The sequence below is a fragment of the Hydrogenophaga flava NBRC 102514 genome, assembly GCF_001571145.1.
Classification (GTDB): domain Bacteria; phylum Pseudomonadota; class Gammaproteobacteria; order Burkholderiales; family Burkholderiaceae_C; genus Hydrogenophaga; species Hydrogenophaga flava.
The window spans coordinates 49246-71512 of sequence record NZ_BCTF01000012.1; the positions used below are offsets into that span (position 1 = coordinate 49246).

The window sequence follows — 22267 nt, forward strand, 5'->3', positions numbered from 1 at the left end:
CCATGTTGCCCAACACCTTCCCCCCCCGTGGCCCATTCCCCTCGTCGGCGCTGACCCTGCCGCAGGCGCGCATGCTGCACACCGTCCAGCAGGCGCGCGAAGAGGCCGATGCGGTGCCCCGCGACGACATCGACCTCAAGGAAATCTTCCGCGCCATCGCCCGCCACAAATGGATGATCGCGGGCACCACGCTGCTGTGCGTGGGGGCCGCGGCCTTCTACACCCTGCGCATCACGCCGCTGTACCAGGCCACCACGCTGATCCAGATCGACCGCAGCGCGCAGAAGGTGGTGGGGTTCAACACCGAGGTGGAACTCGACCAGGGCACCGCGTCCGACCAGCTGCAGCTGCGCACGCAGATCGAGCTGCTCAAGAGCCGCTCGCTGGCCCTGCGCGTGATCGACGAGATGGGCCTGTACCGGCCGGACGAGGGCGGCGCGCCACCGGCCCCGGTGGCGCCCGCCGCGGCGCCCGACGCCGACGCCGGCTTCGTCGCCACGCTGCGCGAACACTTCAACCGCCTGGTCTCGCCACCCGAGGACGGCAGCGAACGCCTCAGCCGCAACGAAACCATCCGCGCCTTCAACGAGTCGGTGAGCATCGAGCCGCGGCGCAGCTCGCGACTGGTGGAGGTGCAGGTGGTGAACAAGGACGGCGAGCTGGCGGCGCGCATCGCCAACCAGATCGCGCAGACCTTCATCGCGATGAACCTGGAGCGCAAGCTGGAGAGCTCGGTCTATGCGCGGCAGTTCCTCGAAGAGCAGATCCAGGTGACCAAGGCCAAGCTGGAGCAGAGCGAGCGGGTCATCAACCAGTACGCCAAGCGCAACGAGATCCTCAACCTGGGCGACAAGACCAGCGCCACCACCCAGAACTACGTCGACTTCTCCGCCGCGCTGGCCAAGGCCGAGCAGGACCGCATCAAGGCCGAGGCGCAGTACGAGGAGGTGCGCGCGCGGCCCGAGAGCGCGCCCAGCGTGCTGGACAACCTGGCGATCCAGACCTACAAGGAGCAGCGCGCCCGGCTGGAGGCCGAGTACGCCAAGAACCTGGCGGTGTTCAAGCCGAACTACCCGGCCATGGTGCAGACCAAGTCGCAGATCGACGAGCTGCAGCGGCGCATCGACGCCGAGGTGGGCACCATCCTGGCCTCGATCAAGGGCCAGTACGAGGCCGCCAAGAAACAGGAGTCGCTGCTGCGCGCCCGCGTGGGCGCCTCGCGCGACGAGGTGCTGATGGTGCAGGACCGCAGCGTGGACCTGAACCTGCTCAAGCGCGAGCTCGACACCAACCGGCAGGTCTACGACAGCCTGCTGCAGCGGCTCAAGGAGGTCAGCGTCACGGCCGGCCTGAACACCAACAACATCTCGGTGGTGGACCCGGCCGAGCCCGGGCTCAACCCGGTGCAGCCCCGCCCTGCGATCAACCTGGCGGTGGGGCTGATGCTGGGCCTGCTGGCCGGCGTGCTGGTGGCCATCCTGCGCGAGCAGATGGACGATTCCGTCAAGCACGAGGACGAGGTGGAGCGCGTGTTCGCGCTGCCCCTGCTGGGCTGGATACCGGAGACCCGCAAGCCGCGCGGCATGTCCGTCGAGGCGCTGGGCCTGCTCGCCCACGCGGAGCCGCGCAGCAGCTTCTCGGAGGCCTACCGCTCCATGCGCACCGCGCTGCAGTTCTCCACCACCGGGGGTGCGCCGCGCCACATCATGGTCACCAGCTGTGGCAAGAACGAGGGCAAGACCACCTCGGCCCTGGCCCTGGCCATCAACTTCGCGCAGCTGGGCCAGCAGGTGCTGCTGATCGACGCCGACATGCGCCTGGCCTCGGTCCACAAGGCGCTGGGCCTGCCCAACGACCGGGGCCTGTCCACCCTGCTGATGGGCGAAGGCACCACCAAGGACCTGATCCTCAAGACCATGGTGCCCAACCTGGGCGTGCTGCTGGCCGGCCCCACGCCGCCCGACCCGGTGGAGCTGCTGATGGGCCCGGGCCTGCGCACGCTGCTCGACCAGGCCCAGGCGCTGGGCTTCACGCAGGTGATCATCGACGGCCCACCGCTGCTGGGCATCGCGGACGCCATCGTGCTGGGCAACCAGGTGCAGCACATCGTGTTCGCCGTGCGGGCCGACAGCACGCGCAAGAAGAGCATCAAGGACGCGCTGCGCCGCCTGCGCAACGCCGGGCTGGCGCCGATGGGGGTGGTGCTGACCCACGCCCGCACCGAGCACACCAACAACGACGCCTTCGACGCGTACTACGGCTACGGCCACCCGCCCGGTCAGACGGTGCCGGGTCTGCTGGGCGCGGCGGGCGGTGCGCGCGCGGCGTCCTGAACCCCGCGCCCTGACCACCCGCCATGCCGCCCACCCCGCAACCCCCTGTGGCGAACCCGCGCGCCGCCGGCGTGCTGGCGGCGCTGCTGGATTTCGAGCAGGCGCCCGGCCGCTACCCGGTCGCCCGGCGCGAGCCCGCCCTGCTGTTCGACCAGCTGGGCACGGTGCTGCGCCTGGCCTCGAACCGGGCGGTCGAGGGAGGCACCGCCTCGGCGCCGCGCGCGCGGCGGGCGGCGCGGTTCTTCGTGCGCACCGTGATGCTGCGGCCCGGCGCCGACCACTACGCCGTGCTGGGCCTGACACCGGCGGCCACCCCTGAGCTGCTGCGCGAGCACTACCGGATGATGATCCGGCTGGTGCACCCCGACTTCGTGCGCGAGGAAGAAGCCTGGCCGGCCGACGCGGCGGCCCGCATCAACATCGCCCACGACGTGCTGTCCTCGCCCGAGCGGCGCCAGCGCTACGACGCCACCCTGGCGCCGGCGCGCGCCCAGCCCAAGCCCGCGCCGGTGGCCGCGCCACGCCCGCGCGGCCACCGGGCGCCACCGATGCGCCTGCCGGCCCGGCGCGTGGTGCAGGCGGGGGTCGCCACGGCCCTGCTGCTGGCGGGCCTGGGCTGGTGGGTCGGCGGCCCGCGTCGGCCGGGCGTCTCGCTCATGGCCCAGGCGCCGCGGCCCGACGCGTTGGTACCGCCCGCTGGTCCGGCCACGGCACCACCCGCGCTGCGGCTGGAGGACGTGCGCCCCACGCTGGACCAGGTGGTGGGCGCGCTGCGCTCGGGCCGGGGCGAGACGGTGCTGCAGGTGCTGAACCAGGAATGGCGCAGCCACCCGGAGACCACGCGCTTCGTGGGCGACTTCAACCAGCGGCTGGCGGGGCGCACCGTGCGCGGGCTGGACGAGGTGAAGAACCAGCTCTCCCGTGCCGCCGACGGCTTCGTGGTGGACAGCGCGCTCGACTTCCGGCTGCAGAACGCCCAGCAGCAGGACGAGACCCTGCGGCTGAACCTGCAGAGCGTGTTCCAGGTGCAGCAGGGATCGCCCGTGCTGACCCGACTGGTGGCCCAGCCATGACAACGCCCTCCACCGGCCATGTGCACGGCATCGACCTGCTGCGCTTCCTCGCGGCCCTGTCGGTGGTGCTGTTCCACTTCAGCCTGTTCGGCGCGGCGGCACCGACCTATGGCGCCACCGGGGCGGACGCCGCGTTCGCCTTCCTGCCCGGCGCGGTGTCGGCCGGCTGGATCGGCGTGCAGTTCTTCTTCGTGCTGTCCGGCTACGTCATCGCCCAGTCGGCCCTCGGCGTGTCCTGGCAGGGCTTTGCCATGAAGCGGGCGGTGCGCATTCTTCCGGCGCTCTGGATCTGCGCGACCCTGTCGCTGCTGGTGCGGGTGGCCGCCGGCGAGCCCCTGCCCGAGCGGCTGCTGGACTGGCTGCGCACCGTGCTGCTCTCACCCAAGGGCCCCTACATCGACGGCGTGGTCTGGACGCTGGTGGTCGAGGCGGTCTTTTACGCGCTGGTCTGTGCGGCGCTCGCGCTCCAGCAGCGCCTGGGCGGCACCCCGGGCGACGGGCTGCAGCGCCTGGCCCTGCTGCTCGGCGGCGTGAGCGGCCTGTTCCTGATCGTCCACAGCGCCACCGTGGCCCTGGGCCTGCAGCCGTCCCCGCCGCTGAACTGGTTTGGCTTCAAGGTTCTGCTGCTGCACCACGGCGTCTACTTCGCCCTGGGCATGACCCTCTGCGCCATCACCCGCAGCGGCCCCTCCGCCAGGAGGCTGGCGGTCGCCGTGCTGCTGGTCCTGCTGTGCCTGCTGGAAATCCGCCTCAAGGCGGACACCCGCGGCGAGCTGGTGGTGGCCGTGACCGTGTGGCTGGCCATGCTGGCCGCGCTGATGCTGTTCACCAGCGGGCGCGGGCCGCGGGTGGCGCAGCCCCGCGCCAGGGCCCTGCTGACCACCCTGGGCCGGGTCTCGTACCCGCTGTACCTGGGGCATCTGGTGCTGGGCATGTACCTCGTGCCGTGGCTGGCGGTGTCCATCGAACACCGGGGGCTGCTGCTGGCGGTCTGCCTGCTGGTCATCGGGGCCCTGGCCCTGTGGATCGCCCTGGGCCCCGAGCCCTGGGGCCAGCAGAGGCTCAAGCGCCTGCTGCAGCGCCTGGCGTCCGCCCACCCGTCGGCCCACCCGGCCACCCCGGCGGGGCTCAAGCGCTCCGTCCACTGAACACATTAACAAGCAACCCATGGGAGAACACATGAACATCCTGGTCGTCGGCGGTGCCGGCTACATCGGCTCGCACATGGTCAAGCACCTGGCCCTGGCGGGCTGCGAGGTGACCACCCTGGACAACCTGGTCGGGGGCTTTCGCGACGCGGTGCTGCACGGCCGCTTCGTCGAAGGCGACATCGCCGACCGCGCGCTGCTGGACCGGCTGCTGCGCGAGCGGCGCTTCGACGCCGTGATGCACTTCGCCTCGCACATCCAGGTCGGCGAATCGGTGCAGGACCCGGGCAAGTACTACCAGAACAATGTGGTGAACACGCTGAACCTGCTGGACGCGATGCGGCAGGCGGGGGTGATGCGCTTCATCTTCTCGTCGACCGCAGCGATCTTCGGCGAGCCCCAGACCACCCGCATCGCCGAGGACCACCGCCAGCAGCCGATCAACCCCTACGGCCGCAGCAAGCTGATGGTGGAGCAGGCGCTGGCCGACTACGACCGCGCCTACGGTCTGCGCTCGGTGTGCCTGCGCTACTTCAACGCCGCCGGGGCCGACCCCGAAGGCCAGCTGGGCGAACGGCACGAGCCCGAGACGCACCTGATTCCGCTGGTGCTGCAGGCCGCCTCGGGCCGGCGCCCCCACATCTCGGTATTCGGGCAGGACTACGACACGCCTGACGGCACCTGCATCCGCGACTACGTGCACATCCACGACCTGTGCCAGGCGCACGGCCTGGCCCTGCAGAGCCTGATGGCCGGTGACCCCAGCCAGGCCTACAACCTGGGCAACGGCCACGGCTTCTCGGTGAACGAGGTCATCGAGGCCGCGCGGCGGGTGACCGGGCGCGACATCGCCGTGCAGTACGCGCCGCGCCGCCCGGGCGACCCGGCCCGCCTGGTGGCCGACTCGACCCTGGCCCAGCGGCGCCTGGACTGGCGGCCCCAGTACGCCGCGCTGGACACGCTGGTGGAACACGCCTGGCGCTGGGAGTGCCGGGCCCTGCAGCCGGTGGAGGCCTGAGACCATGTGGCGTGCCGTGGGCCTGCGGGAACTGCTGAACCTGGGCGTGGTGATCGCCAGGGGCGACCTGCAGCGCTATGCGCGCGGCCAGGACGGGTTCACCGCGCGCTTCGAGCAGCGGCTGGCCCGGCTGGTCGGCGTGCGGCACGCGCTCACGGTCAACAGCGGCTCCAACGCGCTCATCGCCGCGCTGGCGGCGGCGGGCATCGGGCCTGGCGACGAGGTGCTGGTGCCCGCCTACACCTGGGTCTCCACCGCGCTGGCGCCGCTGGCCGTGGGCGCCGTGCCGGTGCTGGTCAACATCGACGAGTCGCTGACCATCGACCCGCAGGACATCGAACGCAAGATCACGCCTTTCACCCGCGCCATCGTGCCGGTCCACATGCAGAACGCGGTGTGCAACATGGACGCGGTCATGGCGATCGCGCGCCGCCACCGGCTGCTGGTGATCGAGGACGCCTGCCAGGCCGTGGGCGTGCGGTACAAGGACCGCCGCGTCGGTGGCATCGGCGACCTGGGCGTGTTCAGCTTCAACCAGCACAAGAACATGAGCGCCGGCGAAGGCGGGGCCGTGCTGACCAACGACGACCGCTGGTTCGAGCGCGCCCGGATGTTCCACGACCCGGGCGCCTTCATCCGCGGCCACGCCCCGACCGACGAGCCCCTGTTCTCGGCCCTGAACTGCCGCGTGTCCGAACTGACCGGCGCGGTGCTGCACGCGCAGCTGGGCCGGCTGGAGCCGATGCTGAACACCCTGCGCGCGCGCTATCCCGGTGTCGCGAAACTCTTTGCCGGTCAGCCCCATTGCCGCCCCTCGCCGCACAACGACCCGGAGAACGCGGTGGCGCTGAGCGTGCTCTTCGACGACCCGCAGGAGGCGAAGGCCTTCGGACAGACGCGGGGCGCGGGGCGGCTGATCGACACCGGCCGCCATGTGTTCACCAACTGGGAGGCGGTGCTGTCCAAGCGCTGGTTCCACGACCGCATGAACCCGCACCGCTGGGCCCCGCGCGAGGTCCACTACCGGGCCGAGGACTACCAGACCACGCTGGACATCCTCGCCCGCACCTGCCGGGTGTCCCTGGGCGCGCGCTACCCGGCGCCCGTCATGCTGCTGCAGAAGGAAACGCTGCGCGCGGCCATCGCCCGCCGGTCCGCCCAGCGCGAGGGGGCGCTGGCGTGATCCAGGACCTCGCCGATCTGGGCGATGCCCCCATCGGGCCCTGCGACGTGCTGATCGTCGGCGGTGGCCCGGCGGGCCTGACCGTCGCCCGCGGGCTGGCGGCGGCGGGCCGCAGCACCCTGGTGCTGGAGAGCGGCGGGCTGCAGGAGCAGGAGAGCACCGAAGCGCTCAACGAGACGCTGGGCGAAGCGGGCCTCTGGACGCCGCACCAGGCCGACCGGCGCCAGCGCTTCCACGCCCACCAGACGCGCATGTGGGCCCACGGCCGCCAGGGCTTCGGCGTGCGCTGCCGCGCGCTGGGCGGCTCGACGGTGGCCTGGGCCGGCAAATCGGCCGCGTTCGCCGAGCTGGACTACACCGCGCGCCCCTGGGTGCCCGACAGCGGCTGGCCGGTGACGGCGGCCGACCTCGCGCCCCACGTGGACCGGGCGGCCGAGGCGCTCAACCTCGGCCTCAACTGCTACGACGGCCGCCTGTGGGAGCACCTGCGCCGCGCGCCGCCGGCGCACCGCCCGGACCCCGCCGTGCTGGACTCCTTCTTCTGGCAGTTCGCGCGTTCCACGCTGGACCCAACCGACGTGCTGCACGCCGGCACCGAGTTCCTGCACGCCGCGCCGAAGGGCTGCCGCGTGCTCACCGGCGCCACCGTGCTGGAGGTGCTGACCGATGCATCGGGCGCGCGCGCCTGCGCGGTGCGGGTGGCCGACGCCACGGGCGCGCGCCGGACCATCGAGGCCCGGACCATCGTGCTCGCAGCCAGCGCCATCGAGAACGCGCGCCTGCTGCTGAACTCGCGCGCGCACCACCGCCACGGCCTGGGCAACCAGCACGACATGGTCGGGCGCTGCCTGATGGACCATCCCAGCGCGCGGATCGCCCGCTTCAGCCCCCAGGCGATCCCCGCCGTGTCCCGGCTGTATGGCTTCTACGGTCTGCGGGGCCCGCGGGGCGTCAGCATGTACATGCACGGCCTGGCCCCGACGGCCCGGGTGCAGGCGGACGAGTGCCTGCTCAACTGCGCCGCCTACACCATGGGCGAGCGCGCACCGGACGACCCGTGGAGCGCCGTCCGCCGCATCGCCAAACGGCAGAGCCGGAACGTCCTGTCCGACGCCCAGGCCATCCTCAAGTCCCCGGGCATCATGGCCAAGGGGCTGGCGCGCCTGGCCTTCCAGAGCCAGCGCGTCCCCAAAGCCTGGACGCACTTCGCGGTCCAGCAGGTGCTGCGCTGGCGGCCGGGCCTGGCGGTCGAGGAGTACCTCACGCGCGGCGTGCCGCACAAGTTGGTGGGTCTCTCGCTCGACGCTGTCTGCGAACAGGCGCCGGACCGCAACAACCGCATCGAGCTCTCGCCCAAGACCGACCGCTTCGGCATGCCGCTGCCGGTGGCGCACTGGCGCATCGGCGAGCGCGAGATGCACACGCTGACCCGCCTGGCCACCCTCGTGCAGCAGGAGTTCGCCCGGGCGGGCCTGCCGCCGCCGGTGCTCGCCGACTGGATCGCCGACCGCGACGCGCACAGCCCCGACATCATCGACATGGGCCACACGGCCGGCACCACGCGCATGGCGGCCGATCCGGGCCGGGGCGTGGTGGACGCCGACTGCAAGGTGCATGACGTCGACGGCCTCTACGTCGCGGGCGCGTCCATCTTCCCGACCTCCGGCCACGCCAACCCCACGCTCATGATCGTGGCGTTCGCCCACCGGCTGGCCGAGCACCTCGCGCAGCGGAGCCGTCCATGAACGTGGCCGTGATCGTGGCCTCCCTGGGGCGCCCGGACAGCGTTGCGGTGCTGCTGGAGCGGCTGGCGGCGCAGACGCAGCGGCCCTCGCAGGTGATCCTGTCGATGGAAAGCCCGGCCGACGCACCACCGGCCGGGGACCACCCGTTCACGGTCGAGCAGGTCTTCGGGCCGCGCGGCTCCTGCGTGCAGCGCAACCGGGGCCTGTACCGGCTGCGCCCGGACACCGGGGCCGTGGTCTTCTACGACGACGACTTCGTGCCCTCGCGCTTTGCCATCGCCGGCATCGCACGCTTCTTTGAGCGGCACCCCGGCGTGGCCGGCGCGCACGGCCTGGTGCTGGCCGACGGCGTCCAGGGCCCTGGCATTGCGCCCGACGACGCGGTGCGCATGGTCGAGGCCGCCGACGCGGCGGGCGACCCGCAGACGCACACCATCCTGGCGCACACCCACGGGCTCTACGGCTGCAACATGGCCTACCGGGCCTCGGCGATCGCGGGCGTGCGCTTCGACGAAAACCTGCCGCTCTACGCCTGGCTCGAAGACCTGGACTTCGGCGGCCGCGTGCCGGGGCCGCTGGTGCATACCGACGCCTTCCGGGGCGTGCACTGCGGCGAGAAGCGCGGGCGCGAGCGCAGCGGGCGCCGGCTGGGCTACAGCCAGGTCTGCAACCCGGTGTACCTGCTGCGCAAGGCCACGCTGCCGCGAAAAGTCGCGGCCCGCATGATCGTTCGCAACCTGCTGGCCAACCACGCCCGGCTGCTGCGCCCCGAGCCCTGGATCGACCGCCGCGGCCGCGCCGCCGGCAACTGGCTGGCCCTGCTGGATGTCCTGAGGGGGCGCGCCGACCCCCGCCGGATCCTGGAGCTGTGAACACGAAGGCCCCGCCCGGGGTGCTCATCAACGGACGTTTCCTGTCCGCGCCGCCGACCGCCGTGCACCGCGTGGCCTACGAGCTGACGCGGGCGCTGGGCGAGCTGCCGCAGCGCCCGCCGGTCTCGATCGCCGTGCCGCCCGGCACGCGCCCGGCCTGGCCGGCCCCGGAGCTGCCGGTGCGGGAAACGGGGCGGCTGCACGGCATCGCCTGGGAACAGCTGTTCCTGCCCCGGGCCGCGCGCGGCCAGCTCCTGCTGGGCTTCTGCAACATGGCGCCGTTCGGCGTGCGCGCGGGCCTGACCATGGTGCACGACGCCCAGGTGTTCACCACCCCCCGCTCGTACGGGCAGGTGCGCAGCGCCTGGGCGCGCCTGCACATCCGGCGGGCGGGGGCCGCGCAGCGGGGCCTGCTCACCGTGTCCGAGTTCGCGCGGCGCGAGCTCGTGGCGCTGGGCATCGCGCCGGCCGAGCGCATCCACGTCGTGCACAACGGCGTCGACCATGTGCGGCGCATCCCCCGGGACGACACCATCCTGCGCCGCCTCGGCCTGGGCCCGCGGCGCTACGCGCTGGCGCTGGCCAACCTGCAGCCGCACAAGAACATCGGCCTGCTGCTGCGGGCCTTTGCCCGCCCGGGGCTGGCGGGGCTGCCGCTGGTGCTGACCGGGCGCGCCAGTGCCGCGGACTTTGCGGCGGCGGGCTGGTCTTTGCCGCCCAACACCGTGTTCGCCGGCTACGTGAGCGAGGGGGAGATGACCAGCCTGCAGGCCCACGCGCTGGCCGTCTGCACGCCCTCGCTGACGGAGGGCTTCGGCCTGCCACCGGTCGAGGGCCTGATGCTGGGCACCCCGGCGCTGATCGCCCCCTGCGGCGCCCTGCCCGAGGTCTGCGGGCCGGGCGCGCTGCGGGTCGACCCGCACGACCCGGCGGCCTGGGAAGCTGCGCTGCTGAGCCTGCAGAACGACCCGGCGCTGTGGCAGTCGCTGGCGCAGGCCGGCCAGGCCTTTGCGGCCCGCTTCACCTGGGAGGCGGCGGCGCGCAGGCTGGTCGAGGTGATCGCGCAGGTGACGGCGCAGTGGCAGTGACCGGGTGGGCGCGAGTGCGGGTGGCCCGGTGCCGCGTCAGCGCGGCCAGAGCACCCACATCTGCAGCGGCTGCTTGAGCCGCGAGGCGAGCTGGTAGGGCGCGTCGCCCCAGTTGCCCCAGCCAGTGAACAGGTCGGCGCGCACCGCGCCGGTGATGGCGCCCCCCGTGTCCTGCGCCATCACCAGACGCTGCTGGTTGAAGACCACGCCCTTGGAGGCCAGCCAGACCGGCGTACCGTAGGGGATGCTCTGCGGATCGACGGCGATCGAGCGGCCCGGCGTCAGCGGCACGCCCTGCGCGCCGGCAGGGCCGAAACGGGCGTTGAGCTCGGTCAGGCGCACCTCGCGGAAGAACACCGTGCGCGGGTTGCTCCAGAGCATCTCGTTAAGCCGGTCGGGGTTCTGCGCGGCCCAGGCGCGGATGCCCTCCCAGTTGCCCTCACGGATCTCGCGACGGTCCAGCAGCCACTTGCCCACGCTCTGGTAGGGGTGGCCGTTGTGCGCCGCAAAGGCCACGCGCGTCTGCTTGACGGTGCCGTCGGGCTCCTTGATGTTCAGCCGGCCCGAGCCCTGGATCTGCAGCACCAGGGCGTCGATGGGGTCGGACAGCCAGGCGATGACCCGCCCCCTGAGCGCGGCCTGCGCCGCGGGCAGGGTGTCGATCTCCTGCCGGGTGTACCAGGGCGGCTCGTTGCTGCCCAGCCGCACGCCGAGCGGCGGCGCGTACACCGGCACGCGGTGGCTGAAGGTGGTGGTCCGCGAGGCCTCCAGCACCGGCTCGTAGTAGCCGGTGAGCAGGCCCTGCGGCGCGCTGCCGTCGGGTTCGACCACGCGGTAGGGCTGGAAGCGGCTTTCGATCCAGGCCTGCTGCTCGGCGGTGCCGGCCATGATCAGCGGCCGCACCTCGGCGCACAGCGGCGCCTGCACCGGCGACGGCTTCTCGCAGCCGCGCACCCAGGCGCCCCAGACCTCGTGCAGGCTGTCCAGACCCCAGCCCGGCAGCTCGCTCCAGCGCACCGGAACCCAGCGGCTGGCCGGCTGCTGGATGGCGGGCGGCAGGCTGCCGTCGGCCGGGCGGGCGCCCGGCGCCGCGGGCGGCACCTCGACGGTGGTGCAGGCGGCCAGGCTGCCTACAATCAGCGCCGTCGTCCACCGAACCAGTGCACTCCGGCCCCTGTCCATGACCCTGTTGCTGCTCGAAGCGCTCGCTGCGCTGGTACTGCTGATCTTCATCGTGTGGTGGACCATGTTCTCGGGTCGGAAAAACGGGGAGCTGCCCGAGGAGCGCAAGGCCGAGAGGCCCGATCCGCGGGACGACTGAGCCTCAGCGCGCCCCCAGCTGGCGCAGCGCGTTGGCCAGTTCGACAGCCGACTTCACGCCCATCTTGTCGAACACGCGCGAGCGGTGGACCTCCACCGTGCGCACGCTGATGTTGAGCCGGTCGGCCACCAGCTTGTTGGGCAGGCCCTCGATCACCAGGTCCATCACGTCGCGTTCGCGCTCGGTCAGGCTGTCCAGGCGCTGCTGCACGCTGCGCTGCACGCGCCGCCCCTCCTGCACCTGGGCCGAGAGTGCCAGCGCCTGCTCGACGCGGTCGACCAGGGCGTTGTCGGAAAACGGCTTCTCGCAGAAGTCGAAGGCGCCGCGCTTGACGGCGTCGACAGCGGTCGGCACGTCGGCATGGCCGGAGAGGAAGATCACCGGCATGGCCGCCTGCCAGGGCAGCGCCAGCAGCTGCTCGAACAGCGCCAGGCCGCTGGTGCCGGGCATGCGCACGTCCAGCAGCAGGCAGCAGGGCACGGAGGGTTCGGAGGACCAGCGGGTGATCTCGGCCAGGAAGGCGTCGGCGCTGTCGTAGCGCTCGCTGAGCAGGCGCCGCGTGCGCAGCAGCCAGGCCAGCGCGTCGCGCACGCCCGCATCGTCATCGACGATGAACACCTTGGCGTCGGGATGCTGGGTCATGGGCGGGATGATAGTGAATCCGCCGCAGGCAGGGTGAAGCGGAACACGGTGCCGCGCGGCTGTGCCGGCTCGAAGGTCAGGGCACCACCGTGCTGCTCGATCACGGTGCGGCACAGCGACAGTCCCAGGCCCATGCCCTCGGCCTTGGTGGTGAAGAAGGGTGTGAACAGTTTCTCGCGCACCTCGTCGCTCAGGCCCTTCCCGTGGTCGGTGACCGCAAACTCGACCCAGGTCTTGCGCAGGGGTTCGCCATCGGCGGACTGCGGGCGGCGCGGCGCGATGTGGATCTGGATGCTGCGCAGGCCCGAGGCCAGCGGCGGATCACCATCGGGCATGGCCTGCATGCCGTTGCGCGCCAGGTTCAGCAGCACCTGCTCGACCATGGTGCGGTCGCACAGCACGGCCGGGCAGCCGGACGCGATGCGCGTCTCCACCCGGATGTCCAGCTTCTTGGCCTGCAGGCCCAGCAGCGGCAGGATGGCGTCGAGCAGGGCAGCCGGCGCCACCGCCTCGCGCACCTGCTCGCGCCGCCGCACGAAGTCGGCCACGCTCTTGATGACGCGGCCGGCGCGCTCGGCCTGTTCGCTCACGCGCTGCATCGCCTGGCGCAGCAGGTCGGGCGGCGCGTCGGGGTCTTCCAGCAGGTTGAGCGAGCCGCTGGCGTAGCTGGCGATGGCGGCCAGCGGCTGGTTCAGCTCATGGCTCAGCAGCGAGGCCATCTCGCCGACGGTGGCCAGCCGCGCCGTGGCCTGCAGCCGCTCCTGCGAGGCGCGGTTGAGCTCCTCGACGCGGCGCTGCTCGCTCAGGTCGAGGATGGCGCTCATGAAGCCGGTCTGCGTGCCCTGGGCGTCGATCAGCGGCGCCTCGATGATCAGCACCGGAAAACGCGTGCCGTCCTTGCGCTGGAACACCGACTCGTAGCCTTCGCGCGGGAGCACCTGGCCGGCCAGCCGCACCGCCTGGCGCTGCTGGTACTCGTTCACCAGCTCGGGCGGCCACCAGGGCGCGGGCAGGCCCGAGCCGATCAGCTCGCTGGCGGAGAAGCCCACCATCTGGCAGAACGCGGGGTTCACATAGGTCACGCGGCCGTTCATGTCGCGCGCGCGCAAGCCGGTCACCAGCGAGTTCTCCATCGCCTTGCGGAAGGCCAGCGCCTCGGCCACCTCGGTCTCGGCGCGCTGGCGCCGCCGCATGTCGCGCCCCAGCAGCACCAGCACCGCCAGCAGGGCCAGCGAGAGCGCGCCAACCACCGCCGTCAGCACATTGGGGAACAGGCCGGCGACCCGGCGCGGGCTCTCCAGCCGCAGCACCAGCGTGTGGCCCGGCAGGTCCAGCAAGGCACTGGCCACCTGCAGTCGGTTGCCCGTGACGGCGCTGTAGAGCGCCAGCCGGGTGCCGTCGACCTCGGTGAAGGCCAGGCCGCGGTTGCGCAGCAGCGCCTTGTTGGTCAGTTCCGACAGCAGGCCGGGCAGGGCGTAGGTCGCCACCAGGTAGCCCTCGGCCGCGCCGGTGCGCACCACCGGCAGGCACATCTCCATCAGCTCCATGCCCAGGCCGCTGCTCATGGGCCAGAAGTAGCTGGGCGAAAACGAGGGCCCGGACACCCGCTGCGCGCTCTCGCAGGCCTGGCGCACGTCGGGCAGGGCCTGGGCGCGCGACATCTGTCCGTACAGGCCGGACACATAGGACGAGTCGCGCTCGGCCACCAGGCGCAGGCCGGCGTCGCGCCACTCCAGCCGCACCAGCTCGCGGTGCTGGTCCAGCACCTCGGCGGCCGGGTCCTGCCACGAATCGGCCGTAGGGGCCACGCTGTGCAGCGCCTGCAGGGTCTGCACGTTGCGCACCAGACCGTTGCGGATGTCGCCGGCCAGCGCAGACGCGTCGCGCTCCAGCGCTTCCTGGTCGCGCGACTCCTCGTACTCGGCGGCCAGGAACACCAGCACGCCGAGCAGCACCACCACCAGCAGCAGCAGCGCGCCCCACAGCAGCCAGCGCCGCGGCGGTCGTTTCATAGGCTCACAGCCTGCGGTGCTGGAGGGACGGCAGCTGTTCGCGCACGGCGCGCAGGCGTTCGAGGTCGATGTCGGCCATCACCACACCCGGGCCTTCGGCCTGCATCGCCATCACCTGGCCCCAGGGGTCGATCACCATGCTGTGGCCCCAGGTGCGGCGGCCGTTCTCGTGCACGCCGCCCTGGGCGCTGGCGATCACGTAGGCCTGGTTCTCGATCGCTCGGGCGCGCAGCAGCACCTCCCAGTGCGCCTGGCCGGTGGTGTGGGTGAAGGCCGCGGGCACCAGCAGCAGGTCGGCGGCGAGCATGCGGTAGAGCTCGCCGAAGCGCAGGTCGTAGCACACGCTCATGCCGATCCGCCAGTGCTCGCCGTGGCGGGTGGGCATCTCGAAGGAGACCGGCGTGTCGCCGGCCCGCAGCACCGCGGCCTCGTCGTAGGCCTCGCGGCCGTTGTCGTAGCGGAACAGGTGGATCTTGTCGTAGCGGGTGACGCAGTGGCCTTTGTGGTCGTACACCAGCGAGGCGTTGGCCGCGTGCGCGGGGTCGTCGGTGGCCATGGGCAGCGTGCCGCCCACGATCCACAGCTTGAGTTCGCGCGCCGCGTCGGAGAGGAAGTCCTGCACCGTGCCCAGACCGGTCTGCTCGGCCAGCAGCAGCTTGTCGGCGTCCTGCTGGCCCATGAAGCAGAAGTACTCGGGCAGCACCGCGAGTTCGGCGCCGGCGCGGGCGGCCTGGTCGAGCAGGGCGCGAGCGGCGCTGAGGTTGGCGTCCAGGCTGATGCCCGAGACCATCTGGATGGCGGCGACTTTCATGGGTGCTCCTTGGTGTCGGTGTGCGTTTTTACTTCTTTTCGATCTTCTCGACCTTGGGGTCGGCCCAGCCGCCGCTGATGTGGAACTGCTGGGTGGTGGCGGACTGCAGCGGCTCACGCAGCAGGAACTGGGCGAGGAAGGTGCCCAGGCCGATGGCCGGGTTGATGGCGGTGGCGATCAGCGAGGCGGTGCCGGCGTTGATTTCGGGCACTACCACCACCTTGAGGTCCTGCTGCTCGCGCACGATGTCGGCGCTGCCCTCCATCAGCACGGCGGCGTTCACGCCCTTCATCTGCAGGTTGTTGGTGGTCGCCACGCCCTGCGCGATCTTGGCGTCGCCGCGCACGAAGTCGAAGGCGAAGCCCTCGGAGAACACGTCGCGGAAATCCAGCGTCAGCCGCCGCGGCAGGGCCTGCAGGCTCAGCACCCCCAGCAGCTTGGCCGCGCCCGGCTCGACCTTGAGGAACTGGCCGGTCTCGAAGTTGGCCGCCATCTCGCCCGAGAGGCTGGGGTAGTCCAGCGTGAAGGGCGAGCCCAGCCAGCCGATCTCGCCCTCGATGTGGCCGCTGCCGCCGCGCACCACGCCCGCGCGGCCAAAGCGCGTCAGCAGCTGGCCCGCGTCGTCCACGTCCAGCCGGAAGTCCAGCCGGGTGCGGCGCGCCGCGCCCTCGTCCCCGGTGGCGGCCCAGTTGCCGCTGGCGATCAGGCGCGCCTCGGGCACGCGCACGTTCAGCCTGTTCAGGCGCCATTCCCGGTTGCGCCCCACGCCGCGGTTGACGGCCTGGATGTCCACCAGCCCGAGCTGGCGGCCCGAGAGCACCAGGTTCTCCACCGTGATGTCCAGCGCCGGCACGCTGCTGGGCTGCTGCAGCAGCTGCTCCACATCGGCCGCGGCGCTGGGCGCCAGGTCCAGCCGCGCCAGCCGCGCGTAGACGCTGCCGGCGCTGCCACCCGCCGCCTGGCGGTATTCCACATAGCCGTTGAGCTCGTCGGCGTCGACGTTGGCGCGCCACTGCGTGCCCTCGCGCGAGCCGCCCAGCACCACGTTGTTGAAGCTGCGGCCGTCGACATCGACCTGGCCGGCGCGCACCGCCAGCACGGTGGGCAGGTAGTTCAGGCTCGCCGCCTGGGCCGGCGCAACGCTGGCCCCCGGGGTGGTGGCGCGCACCTCGACGCCGCTGGCGTCGCTGAACACGCGCTCCCAGGCGTCCACGTCGATGCGGGCAAAGCGCAGGTTGGCCGCCACGCCCTGTGGCGGCAGCGGCGCGGTTTCGCCCGCCTGCAGGCCCACGCCCAGGCTGCCGCGCAGCACCCGCGCCTCGGGGCCGGTGACGTCGCGCTCGTACTGCAGCGACAGCAGGGGCTGCGCCGCGGTGCCGATATCGACCGCCAGCCGGTCGGAGCGGGCCACCTCGCCGGTGCCCTCGGACGCCACCCCCACCACGGTGTTGTCGTAGCGTAGCGGCAGGATGTCCTCGGCCTTCTTGGACAGGGGCGCTGGCAGGTCCACCGCCAGGCCCTGCAGCGAACTGCTCACGCTGATCTCCGGCGCACCGCCCCGGAAACCCAGGCGCGCGGTGTAGGCCGCGCTGCCGCTGGCGCTGGCGAACAGGCGCGAGACGAAGCCCAGCCCGCCGTCGCGCAGCCCCTCGGCGGTGGCGCTGCCCTGGCCGCGGAATTCCACCCTGGCCACGCCCCGGGCGTCGGGCTGCAGGCCGCCTTCGAGCACCACGTCGCCGCCGTACAGGCGGGCGCGGGCATCGGTCAGCCTAAAGCCACGCTCGGTGAAGGCGATGCCACCGCTGCTGCGCTCCAGCAGGGGCGCATCGGGCGTGATGCGCAGGTCGTTGCCGCCCAGCTGCACGCTGCCCTGCAGCGCGAAGTTCTCAGGTTTTTCAAGCGGCAGCTGCAGCTTGAAGCTCACGCCGGCATTGCCAGTGCCGGTGGCCTTGGACAGGGCGCCGGAGAGCAGGCCGTCGAGCGGCGAGGTCTGCACGAAGCGCAGCACCTCGGCGGCCGGCCCCTGGGTGCGCGCGCCGACCTCGACCCTCGGCGTGCTCATGAGGTCGGGAATCAGCACCTCCCCCTCACCCAGCCGCACCTGCGGCAGGCCCTCGACCCCGGCACTGAGCCCGCCGAGTTTCAGCGAGGCCCTTTCGAGCACCAGCTCACCATTGACCGCCTTGAGCGCCGGCCAGGCCGGGGCACCGGTTTCCTGCAGGTAGGGCGGCAGATAGGCGAAGTCGACATCCTTGAGCGCCGCGGTGATGCGGAACTCGCCGTCGGCGCCGGCCTGGTGGAACGGCAGGTCCCAGAGGTCGCCGCGCACGCGGAACTCGATCCGGTCGGACGCGCCCCCGCGGATCGCCTCGCGCACGTAGCGGCGCGCGTCGGCACCCACCGACAGCGGCATGTAGCGGTGCACCTGGGCGGCGTCGGCGCGGTTGAGGGTGGTGTTGAGGTCGAGCACACCGGGGAAACGGGACTTGGCGCTGCTGCGCGCCGGGTCGGCCGTGGTCCAGTGCAGGCGCCCCGTGCCTGCGGCGTCGGCATTGGCCAGGCGCATGTTCTCCAGCCAGACCTCGATGCGCTCGCCCTGGATGTTCCAGCGCGCGTCGGTCTGGAAGCTGGTCATGGGAATCTGCGGCTGCTCGAACATGCCCGGCAGCTCCAGCGCGCCGTCGGTGATGGAGACGCGCGCGGTACCGCCGTCCTGGTGCAGGTCGAAGTCGGCGCTGGCGCCCACCACCCCGGGCCGGCCCAGTTCGGGGTAGGGCCCGTAGGCCGACAGGCGGCCGCTGGGCTGGCCGGCCAGCGCCAGGCCGCTGACCCGCCCCTTGGCCTGGTAGACGGTGACGGCCGGGGCCGGCGGCGGGGGCTGGCCCGCCACCGCCGCCGGCGCCACCGGCTGCTGCCAGCGCGCCGACAGGCCCTGCACCTGACCGGCCGGCCGCAGGCTGGTGAGCAGGTCGCGGCTGGCCTGGGGCAGGGGCACGCGCGTGGCCAGCGCGGCCAGCGCCGCCAGGTCCAGGCGGTCGGCCTCGATGGTGGTCGTTGCGCTGGCGTTCGCGCCGCGGGACAGGCCGTTGTCGTGCGCCAGCCGCAGCTTGCTGGCGGGCCAGTCCAGGCCGTCCTGGGTGCGGAAGCTCAGGTCGTCGCTGGCCACCTGGAAGCCCTGCGCGCCCCAGCTGGTCACCACCCGGCCATCAACCCGCTCCAGCGCCAGCTCCGGCAGCTGTTTGCCCAGCCGCGTCGCGACCTCGCGCAGGCCCATGTCGACGGTGGCGCCGGCCACCTGACCGCGCTCGACGTCGGCCCAGGCGCGCAGACGGCCCTGGCCGGCCCGCACCTCGACACCCCATTCGGACAGGTCGACATAGGCCTTCAGGCGCGAGACATCGACCGCCGGGAAGTCGCCGTAGACCTCGCCGCTCCAGTTGTGCCAGGGTGCCTGGCCGGGCGGCTGCGGCCCCAGGTCCAGCAGGGGTTCGCGCATCTGCGCCATCAGGCTGAAGGTCTGGCCCCATTCGGACGGCGGTGTCGCGTCCAACCGCAGCAGGTGGCTGCGCACGCGGTTGCGGGCCACGAAGCTCAGCTGGCTCAGGGCCAGGGGGGGCTGGCCCTTGAGTTCGTCGGTCCAGCGCACGGTGCCGTCCCGGATCACGAACTCGGACTGCGAGAAGAACCAGTCCGCCGCGCGGTGGTCGCCGGTCTGCGGCCCCGAAAAGTCCAGGCCTGCGATTTCAATGCGTCCCTGCGGCGTGCGGCGGATGTCGAGCACCGGCGCCTCGATCAGCAGCTGCTCGAAGCCCAGGCGCCAGAGCGAGGTGACCGACACCGCCGCCCGCACCTTGGGCAGCCGCAGGGCCTCGCGGCCCTGGGGGTCGAGCAGGCGCACGTCGCTGAGTTCGAGCGTGGGCACCAGGCGCAACAGGAAGCCGGCGCGGGCACTGGCGTCGCCCTGCGACTCGGCGCGGATGGCACCCACCTGAACGGGTACCCCCACAGCCGCACTGGCCCAGCGCTCCAGGTCGGGGCGCCATTCGCCGATTCGCGGCACAATCCAAAAATGCAAGGTGCCCCAGGTGAGTGCGAACAGGAGCCAGACCGTCAGCACCATCCACAGCAACAGCCGAGTGATCGCCGACCAGGTCTTCTGGGTTCTTGAGGCAGGGGCGGCTGGGGCCGGGCTTTGATTCATATCCAACGCAAATTATGACGGTCAGCCCTCTCGACGGTTCCGCAGCGTCGGTTTCTCCTTTGTCGCCAAATGTGAACCCCGCCGACACCCCGCTGCCCACCCGGCTGGCCGAGCACTCGCGCTTCGTGCAGCGGGTGCGCCGCCGCTACGAGAACGAGCTGGCCTGCCTGCCGCCGGGCCCGCCGGTCAAGGCGCTCATGAACACCTGCCTGGCCACGCTCACCGGCCGCGGCCTGCCCATGCCCGCCGCCCTGCGCGTGCTGCGCCAGCTGGTGATGGAGCGGCTGGTGGTGCTGGACTGCGAAGAGGGTGCGCCCCTGCAGGACATCACCCGCGCGGTGACCGAACTGGCCGAACTGGCGCTGGACCAGGCCTGCCGGCTGGCGTTTGCCGACCTGGACGAGCTGTACGGCGCGCCGCTGGACGAGAACGGCCAGCGCGCCCAGCTCTGGGTGATCGGCATGGGCAAGCTGGGGGCGCGCGAGCTGAACGTCTCCAGCGACATCGACCTCATCTATGTGTATGACGCCGACGGCGAGACGGCCGGCAACGCGGCCGGGCGCAACCGCATCAGCAACCACGAGTACTTCGGCAAGGCGGTCAAGCACATCTACAACACGGTGGGCGAGACCACCGAACACGGCAGCGTGTTCCGGGTCGACCTCGCTCTGCGGCCCAATGGCAATTCCGGGCCGGCCGCGGTCTCGCTGGGCGCGCTGGAGGAGTATTTCCTGGTCCAGGGCCGCGAGTGGGAGCGTTTTGCCTGGCTCAAGAGCCGCGTCATCGCGCCGGCCGCCTGCATCGCTGATAAGAGCGCCAGCGCGCTGCGCGGGGCCGTGCTGCCCTTCGTGTTCCGCAAGTACCTGGACTACAACGTCTTCGATTCGCTGCGCACCCTGCACCGCCAGATCCGCGACCACGCGTCCAAGCGCGCCGCCGGCAACCCGGGCCGGGCCAACGACGTCAAGCTCTCGCGCGGCGGCATCCGCGAGATCGAGTTCACCGTGCAGCTGCTGCAGGTGGTGCGCGGCGGCCAGTTCCCCGAGCTGCGCACCCGCCCCACGCTGGACGCGCTGCAGCGCGTGGCCAAGGCCGGCCTGATGCCGCGCGAGACGGCCGATGCGCTGGCGGCGGCCTACGACTTCCTGCGCAAGGTCGAGCACCGCATCCAGTACCTGGACGACCAGCAGACCCACCTGATACCCACGCGCGACGACGACCTGGCCTGGATCGCCGCCACCCTGGGCTTCCCCGACATGTGCGCCTTTTTGTGCGCGCTGGACGCCCACCGCGAGACGGTAGCGCACGAGTTCGACATCCTGCTCGGCGGCGCGCCCGGTGGCGGCTGCACCGGCAAGGGTTGCAACAAGAACGGCGCGCGCGGCGCGGTGGAAGACCTGCAGGGCGTGATGGCCGGGCTGCCCGAGGCCTTCGCCGCCAAGGTGGCGCAGTGGTGCGAGCACCCGCGGGTGCTGGCGCTGCGCGAGGACGCGCGCCTGCGCCTGGTGCGCCTGGTCCAGCGCACCGGCGCCTGGCTCGACGAAGGCCGCGTCAACGAACAGGCCGCGCTGCGCCTGGCCGACTGGATCGAGCCGCTGCTGCGCCGCGAGAGTTACCTGGCCCTGCTGCAGGAGCGGCCCTCGGTGCACGAGCGGCTGCTGCGCATCCTGGGTGCGGCCAAGTGGCCCGCGCGCTACCTGCTCAAGCACCCGGGCGTGATCGACGAGCTGGCCAGCCGCCAGCTGCTGGAAGATCGTTTCGATGCCGCCCAGTTCGAGGCCGATCTGGAAGACCGCCGCACCGCGCTGCGCCGAACCGGTGAGGACGACGAGGAAGAACTGCTGAACCTGCTGCGCCGTGCCCACCACGCCGAGGTGTTCCGCACCCTGGCGCGCGACATCGAGGGCGTGCTGACGGTCGAGCAGGTGGCCGACGACCTCTCGGCGCTGGCCGACGCGGTGCTGCGCGTGACCGCGCGCTGGTGCTGGGCGCGGCTGAAGAACCGCCACCGCGAAGAGCCGGCCTTCGCCATCATTGGTTACGGCAAGCTCGGCGGCAAGGAACTGGGCTACGGCAGCGACCTGGACATCGTGTTCGTCTACGAAGACGAGGACGAGAACGCCAGCGAGATCTACGCCGCCTTTGTGCGCAAGCTGATCAACTGGCTGCAGGTCAAGACCGGCGAGGGCGACCTGTTCGAGATCGACACCGCGCTGCGCCCCAACGGCAACTCCGGCCTGCTGGTGACCACCTTCACGGCGTATGAGAACTACCAGCGCGGCCGCGGCAGCAACACCGCCTGGACCTGGGAACACCAGGCCATGACCCGCGCGCGCTTCGTGATGGGCATGGCCGGTCTGCAACCGCGCTTCGACGACGTGCGCGAGGCCGTGATCACCGCCGAACGCGACCGTGCGGCGCTGGCGCAGGAAATCACCGCCATGCGCGAGAAGGTGCGCAGCGCCCACCCGGTGCGCGGCGAGCAGTTCGACGTCAAGCACAGCCCGGGCGGCATGGTGGACGTGGAGTTCGTGGTGCAGTACCTGGTGCTGGCGCACTCGGGCGAACACCCGGAACTGCGCGGCAACCTGGGCAACATCGCGCTGCTGCAGCGCGCCGAGGCCGTGGGCCTGCTGCCCAGAGGCGTGGGTCAGGAAGCCGCCGACGCCTACCGCGAGCTGCGCGCCATCCAGCACCGCGCGCGGCTGGACGAGGCACCCACGCAGATAGGCGCCGAGGCCGCCGCCGGCATGGCGAGCGCGGTGCAGGCGCTCTGGCGCCACGCGCTGGGCAAGACGGAATAAATAGGGCCCCCACGCT

15 protein-coding genes are annotated in these 22267 nt (G+C 72.0%); 10 read left to right on the forward strand and 5 right to left on the reverse strand.

Going from position 1 to position 22267, the window contains the following annotated elements; genetic code table 11:
• The first annotated feature begins 2 nt into the window (after positions 1–2).
• The 8 genes from HFL01S_RS11945 to HFL01S_RS11980 are packed head-to-tail and all read left to right on the forward strand — an operon-like array spanning position 3 to position 10460.
• Positions 3–2333 (forward strand): GumC family protein, encoded by a 2331-nt coding sequence (locus HFL01S_RS11945; protein WP_066258680.1) that lies wholly within the window; start codon positions 3–5, stop codon positions 2331–2333.
• Between the two features lie 23 nt (positions 2334–2356).
• Positions 2357–3406 carry a J domain-containing protein gene (locus tag HFL01S_RS11950; protein ID WP_066258682.1) on the forward strand — a complete coding sequence of 350 codons (1050 nt, stop codon included), beginning with the start codon at positions 2357–2359 and terminating at the stop codon, positions 3404–3406.
• Positions 3403–4554, forward strand: coding sequence for an acyltransferase family protein (locus tag HFL01S_RS11955; RefSeq protein WP_169802332.1), 1152 nt, complete (start codon positions 3403–3405; stop codon positions 4552–4554). The genes HFL01S_RS11950 and HFL01S_RS11955 overlap by 4 nt, the downstream gene beginning before the upstream one ends.
• 31 nt (positions 4555–4585) lie before the next feature.
• Positions 4586–5572 (forward strand): UDP-glucose 4-epimerase GalE, encoded by a 987-nt coding sequence (galE, locus tag HFL01S_RS11960; protein ID WP_066258685.1) that lies wholly within the window; start codon positions 4586–4588, stop codon positions 5570–5572.
• Between the two features lie 4 nt (positions 5573–5576).
• A complete protein-coding gene (locus HFL01S_RS11965) occupies positions 5577–6755 on the forward strand; it encodes an aminotransferase class I/II-fold pyridoxal phosphate-dependent enzyme (RefSeq protein WP_066258686.1) in 1179 nt (392 codons plus the stop codon).
• On the forward strand, positions 6752–8500 hold the full coding sequence (locus tag HFL01S_RS11970) for a GMC oxidoreductase (protein WP_066258687.1): 1749 nt from the start codon (positions 6752–6754) through the stop codon (positions 8498–8500). The genes HFL01S_RS11965 and HFL01S_RS11970 overlap by 4 nt, the downstream gene beginning before the upstream one ends.
• Entirely contained in the window at positions 8497–9372 is an 876-nt protein-coding gene (locus tag HFL01S_RS11975) for a glycosyltransferase family 2 protein (protein ID WP_066258689.1), read from the forward strand. Before HFL01S_RS11970 ends, HFL01S_RS11975 begins: the two co-directional genes overlap by 4 nt.
• On the forward strand, positions 9369–10460 hold the full coding sequence (locus HFL01S_RS11980) for a glycosyltransferase family 4 protein (RefSeq protein WP_218008625.1): 1092 nt from the start codon (positions 9369–9371) through the stop codon (positions 10458–10460). Before HFL01S_RS11975 ends, HFL01S_RS11980 begins: the two co-directional genes overlap by 4 nt.
• A gap of 36 nt (positions 10461–10496) precedes the next feature.
• On the opposite strand, the gene mltA is transcribed toward HFL01S_RS11980, so the two are convergent.
• Entirely contained in the window at positions 10497–11708 is a 1212-nt protein-coding gene (mltA, locus tag HFL01S_RS11985; RefSeq protein ID WP_084383246.1) for a murein transglycosylase A, read from the reverse strand.
• Here mltA and HFL01S_RS25410 point away from each other — a divergent pair.
• Entirely contained in the window at positions 11641–11781 is a 141-nt protein-coding gene (locus HFL01S_RS25410; protein ID WP_164868308.1) for a hypothetical protein, read from the forward strand. The two genes, mltA and HFL01S_RS25410, sit on opposite strands and share 68 nt — an antisense overlap.
• 3 nt (positions 11782–11784) lie before the next feature.
• Here the strand turns inward: HFL01S_RS25410 and HFL01S_RS11990 are convergent, their stop codons facing one another.
• The 4 genes from HFL01S_RS11990 to HFL01S_RS12005 are packed head-to-tail and all read right to left on the reverse strand — an operon-like array spanning position 11785 to position 19447.
• On the reverse strand, positions 11785–12423 hold the full coding sequence (locus HFL01S_RS11990; protein ID WP_066258693.1) for a response regulator transcription factor: 639 nt from the start codon (positions 12421–12423) through the stop codon (positions 11785–11787).
• The gene (locus HFL01S_RS11995) at positions 12420–14435 is read right to left on the reverse strand and encodes a two-component system sensor histidine kinase NtrB (RefSeq protein WP_066258696.1); all 2016 of its coding nucleotides are present in this window, start codon (positions 14433–14435) and stop codon (positions 12420–12422) included. Before HFL01S_RS11995 ends, HFL01S_RS11990 begins: the two co-directional genes overlap by 4 nt.
• Positions 14436–14439: 4 nt before the next feature.
• Positions 14440–15246 carry a carbon-nitrogen hydrolase family protein gene (locus HFL01S_RS12000; protein ID WP_066258698.1) on the reverse strand — a complete coding sequence of 269 codons (807 nt, stop codon included), beginning with the start codon at positions 15244–15246 and terminating at the stop codon, positions 14440–14442.
• A gap of 28 nt (positions 15247–15274) precedes the next feature.
• Positions 15275–19447 carry a YhdP family protein gene (locus HFL01S_RS12005; protein ID WP_066258700.1) on the reverse strand — a complete coding sequence of 1391 codons (4173 nt, stop codon included), beginning with the start codon at positions 19445–19447 and terminating at the stop codon, positions 15275–15277.
• 14 nt (positions 19448–19461) lie between these two features.
• On the opposite strand from HFL01S_RS12005, the gene glnE reads away from it, so the two are divergent.
• Complete coding sequence (gene glnE, locus HFL01S_RS12010) at positions 19462–22251, forward strand: bifunctional [glutamate--ammonia ligase]-adenylyl-L-tyrosine phosphorylase/[glutamate--ammonia-ligase] adenylyltransferase (protein WP_084383247.1); 2790 nt, start codon at positions 19462–19464, stop codon at positions 22249–22251.
• The last annotated feature ends 16 nt before the right edge of the window (positions 22252–22267 follow it).

Coding starts and splice junctions, on each gene's coding strand:
- HFL01S_RS11950 (WP_066258682.1), top strand. CDS start 2,357: ATGCCGCCCACCCCGCAACCCCCTGTGGCGAACCCGCGCGCCGCCGGC.
- glnE (WP_084383247.1), top strand. CDS start 19,462: ATGACGGTCAGCCCTCTCGACGGTTCCGCAGCGTCGGTTTCTCCTTTG.
- HFL01S_RS11965 (WP_066258686.1), top strand. CDS start 5,577: ATGTGGCGTGCCGTGGGCCTGCGGGAACTGCTGAACCTGGGCGTGGTG.
- HFL01S_RS11990 (WP_066258693.1), bottom strand. CDS start 12,423: ATGACCCAGCATCCCGACGCCAAGGTGTTCATCGTCGATGACGATGCG.
- HFL01S_RS11945 (WP_066258680.1), top strand. CDS start 3: ATGTTGCCCAACACCTTCCCCCCCCGTGGCCCATTCCCCTCGTCGGCG.
- HFL01S_RS25410 (WP_164868308.1), top strand. CDS start 11,641: ATGACCCTGTTGCTGCTCGAAGCGCTCGCTGCGCTGGTACTGCTGATC.
- mltA (WP_084383246.1), bottom strand. CDS start 11,708: ATGGTCCACCACACGATGAAGATCAGCAGTACCAGCGCAGCGAGCGCT.
- galE (WP_066258685.1), top strand. CDS start 4,586: ATGAACATCCTGGTCGTCGGCGGTGCCGGCTACATCGGCTCGCACATG.
- HFL01S_RS12000 (WP_066258698.1), bottom strand. CDS start 15,246: ATGAAAGTCGCCGCCATCCAGATGGTCTCGGGCATCAGCCTGGACGCC.
- HFL01S_RS11975 (WP_066258689.1), top strand. CDS start 8,497: ATGAACGTGGCCGTGATCGTGGCCTCCCTGGGGCGCCCGGACAGCGTT.
- HFL01S_RS11995 (WP_066258696.1), bottom strand. CDS start 14,435: ATGAAACGACCGCCGCGGCGCTGGCTGCTGTGGGGCGCGCTGCTGCTG.
- HFL01S_RS12005 (WP_066258700.1), bottom strand. CDS start 19,447: ATGAATCAAAGCCCGGCCCCAGCCGCCCCTGCCTCAAGAACCCAGAAG.
- HFL01S_RS11955 (WP_169802332.1), top strand. CDS start 3,403: ATGACAACGCCCTCCACCGGCCATGTGCACGGCATCGACCTGCTGCGC.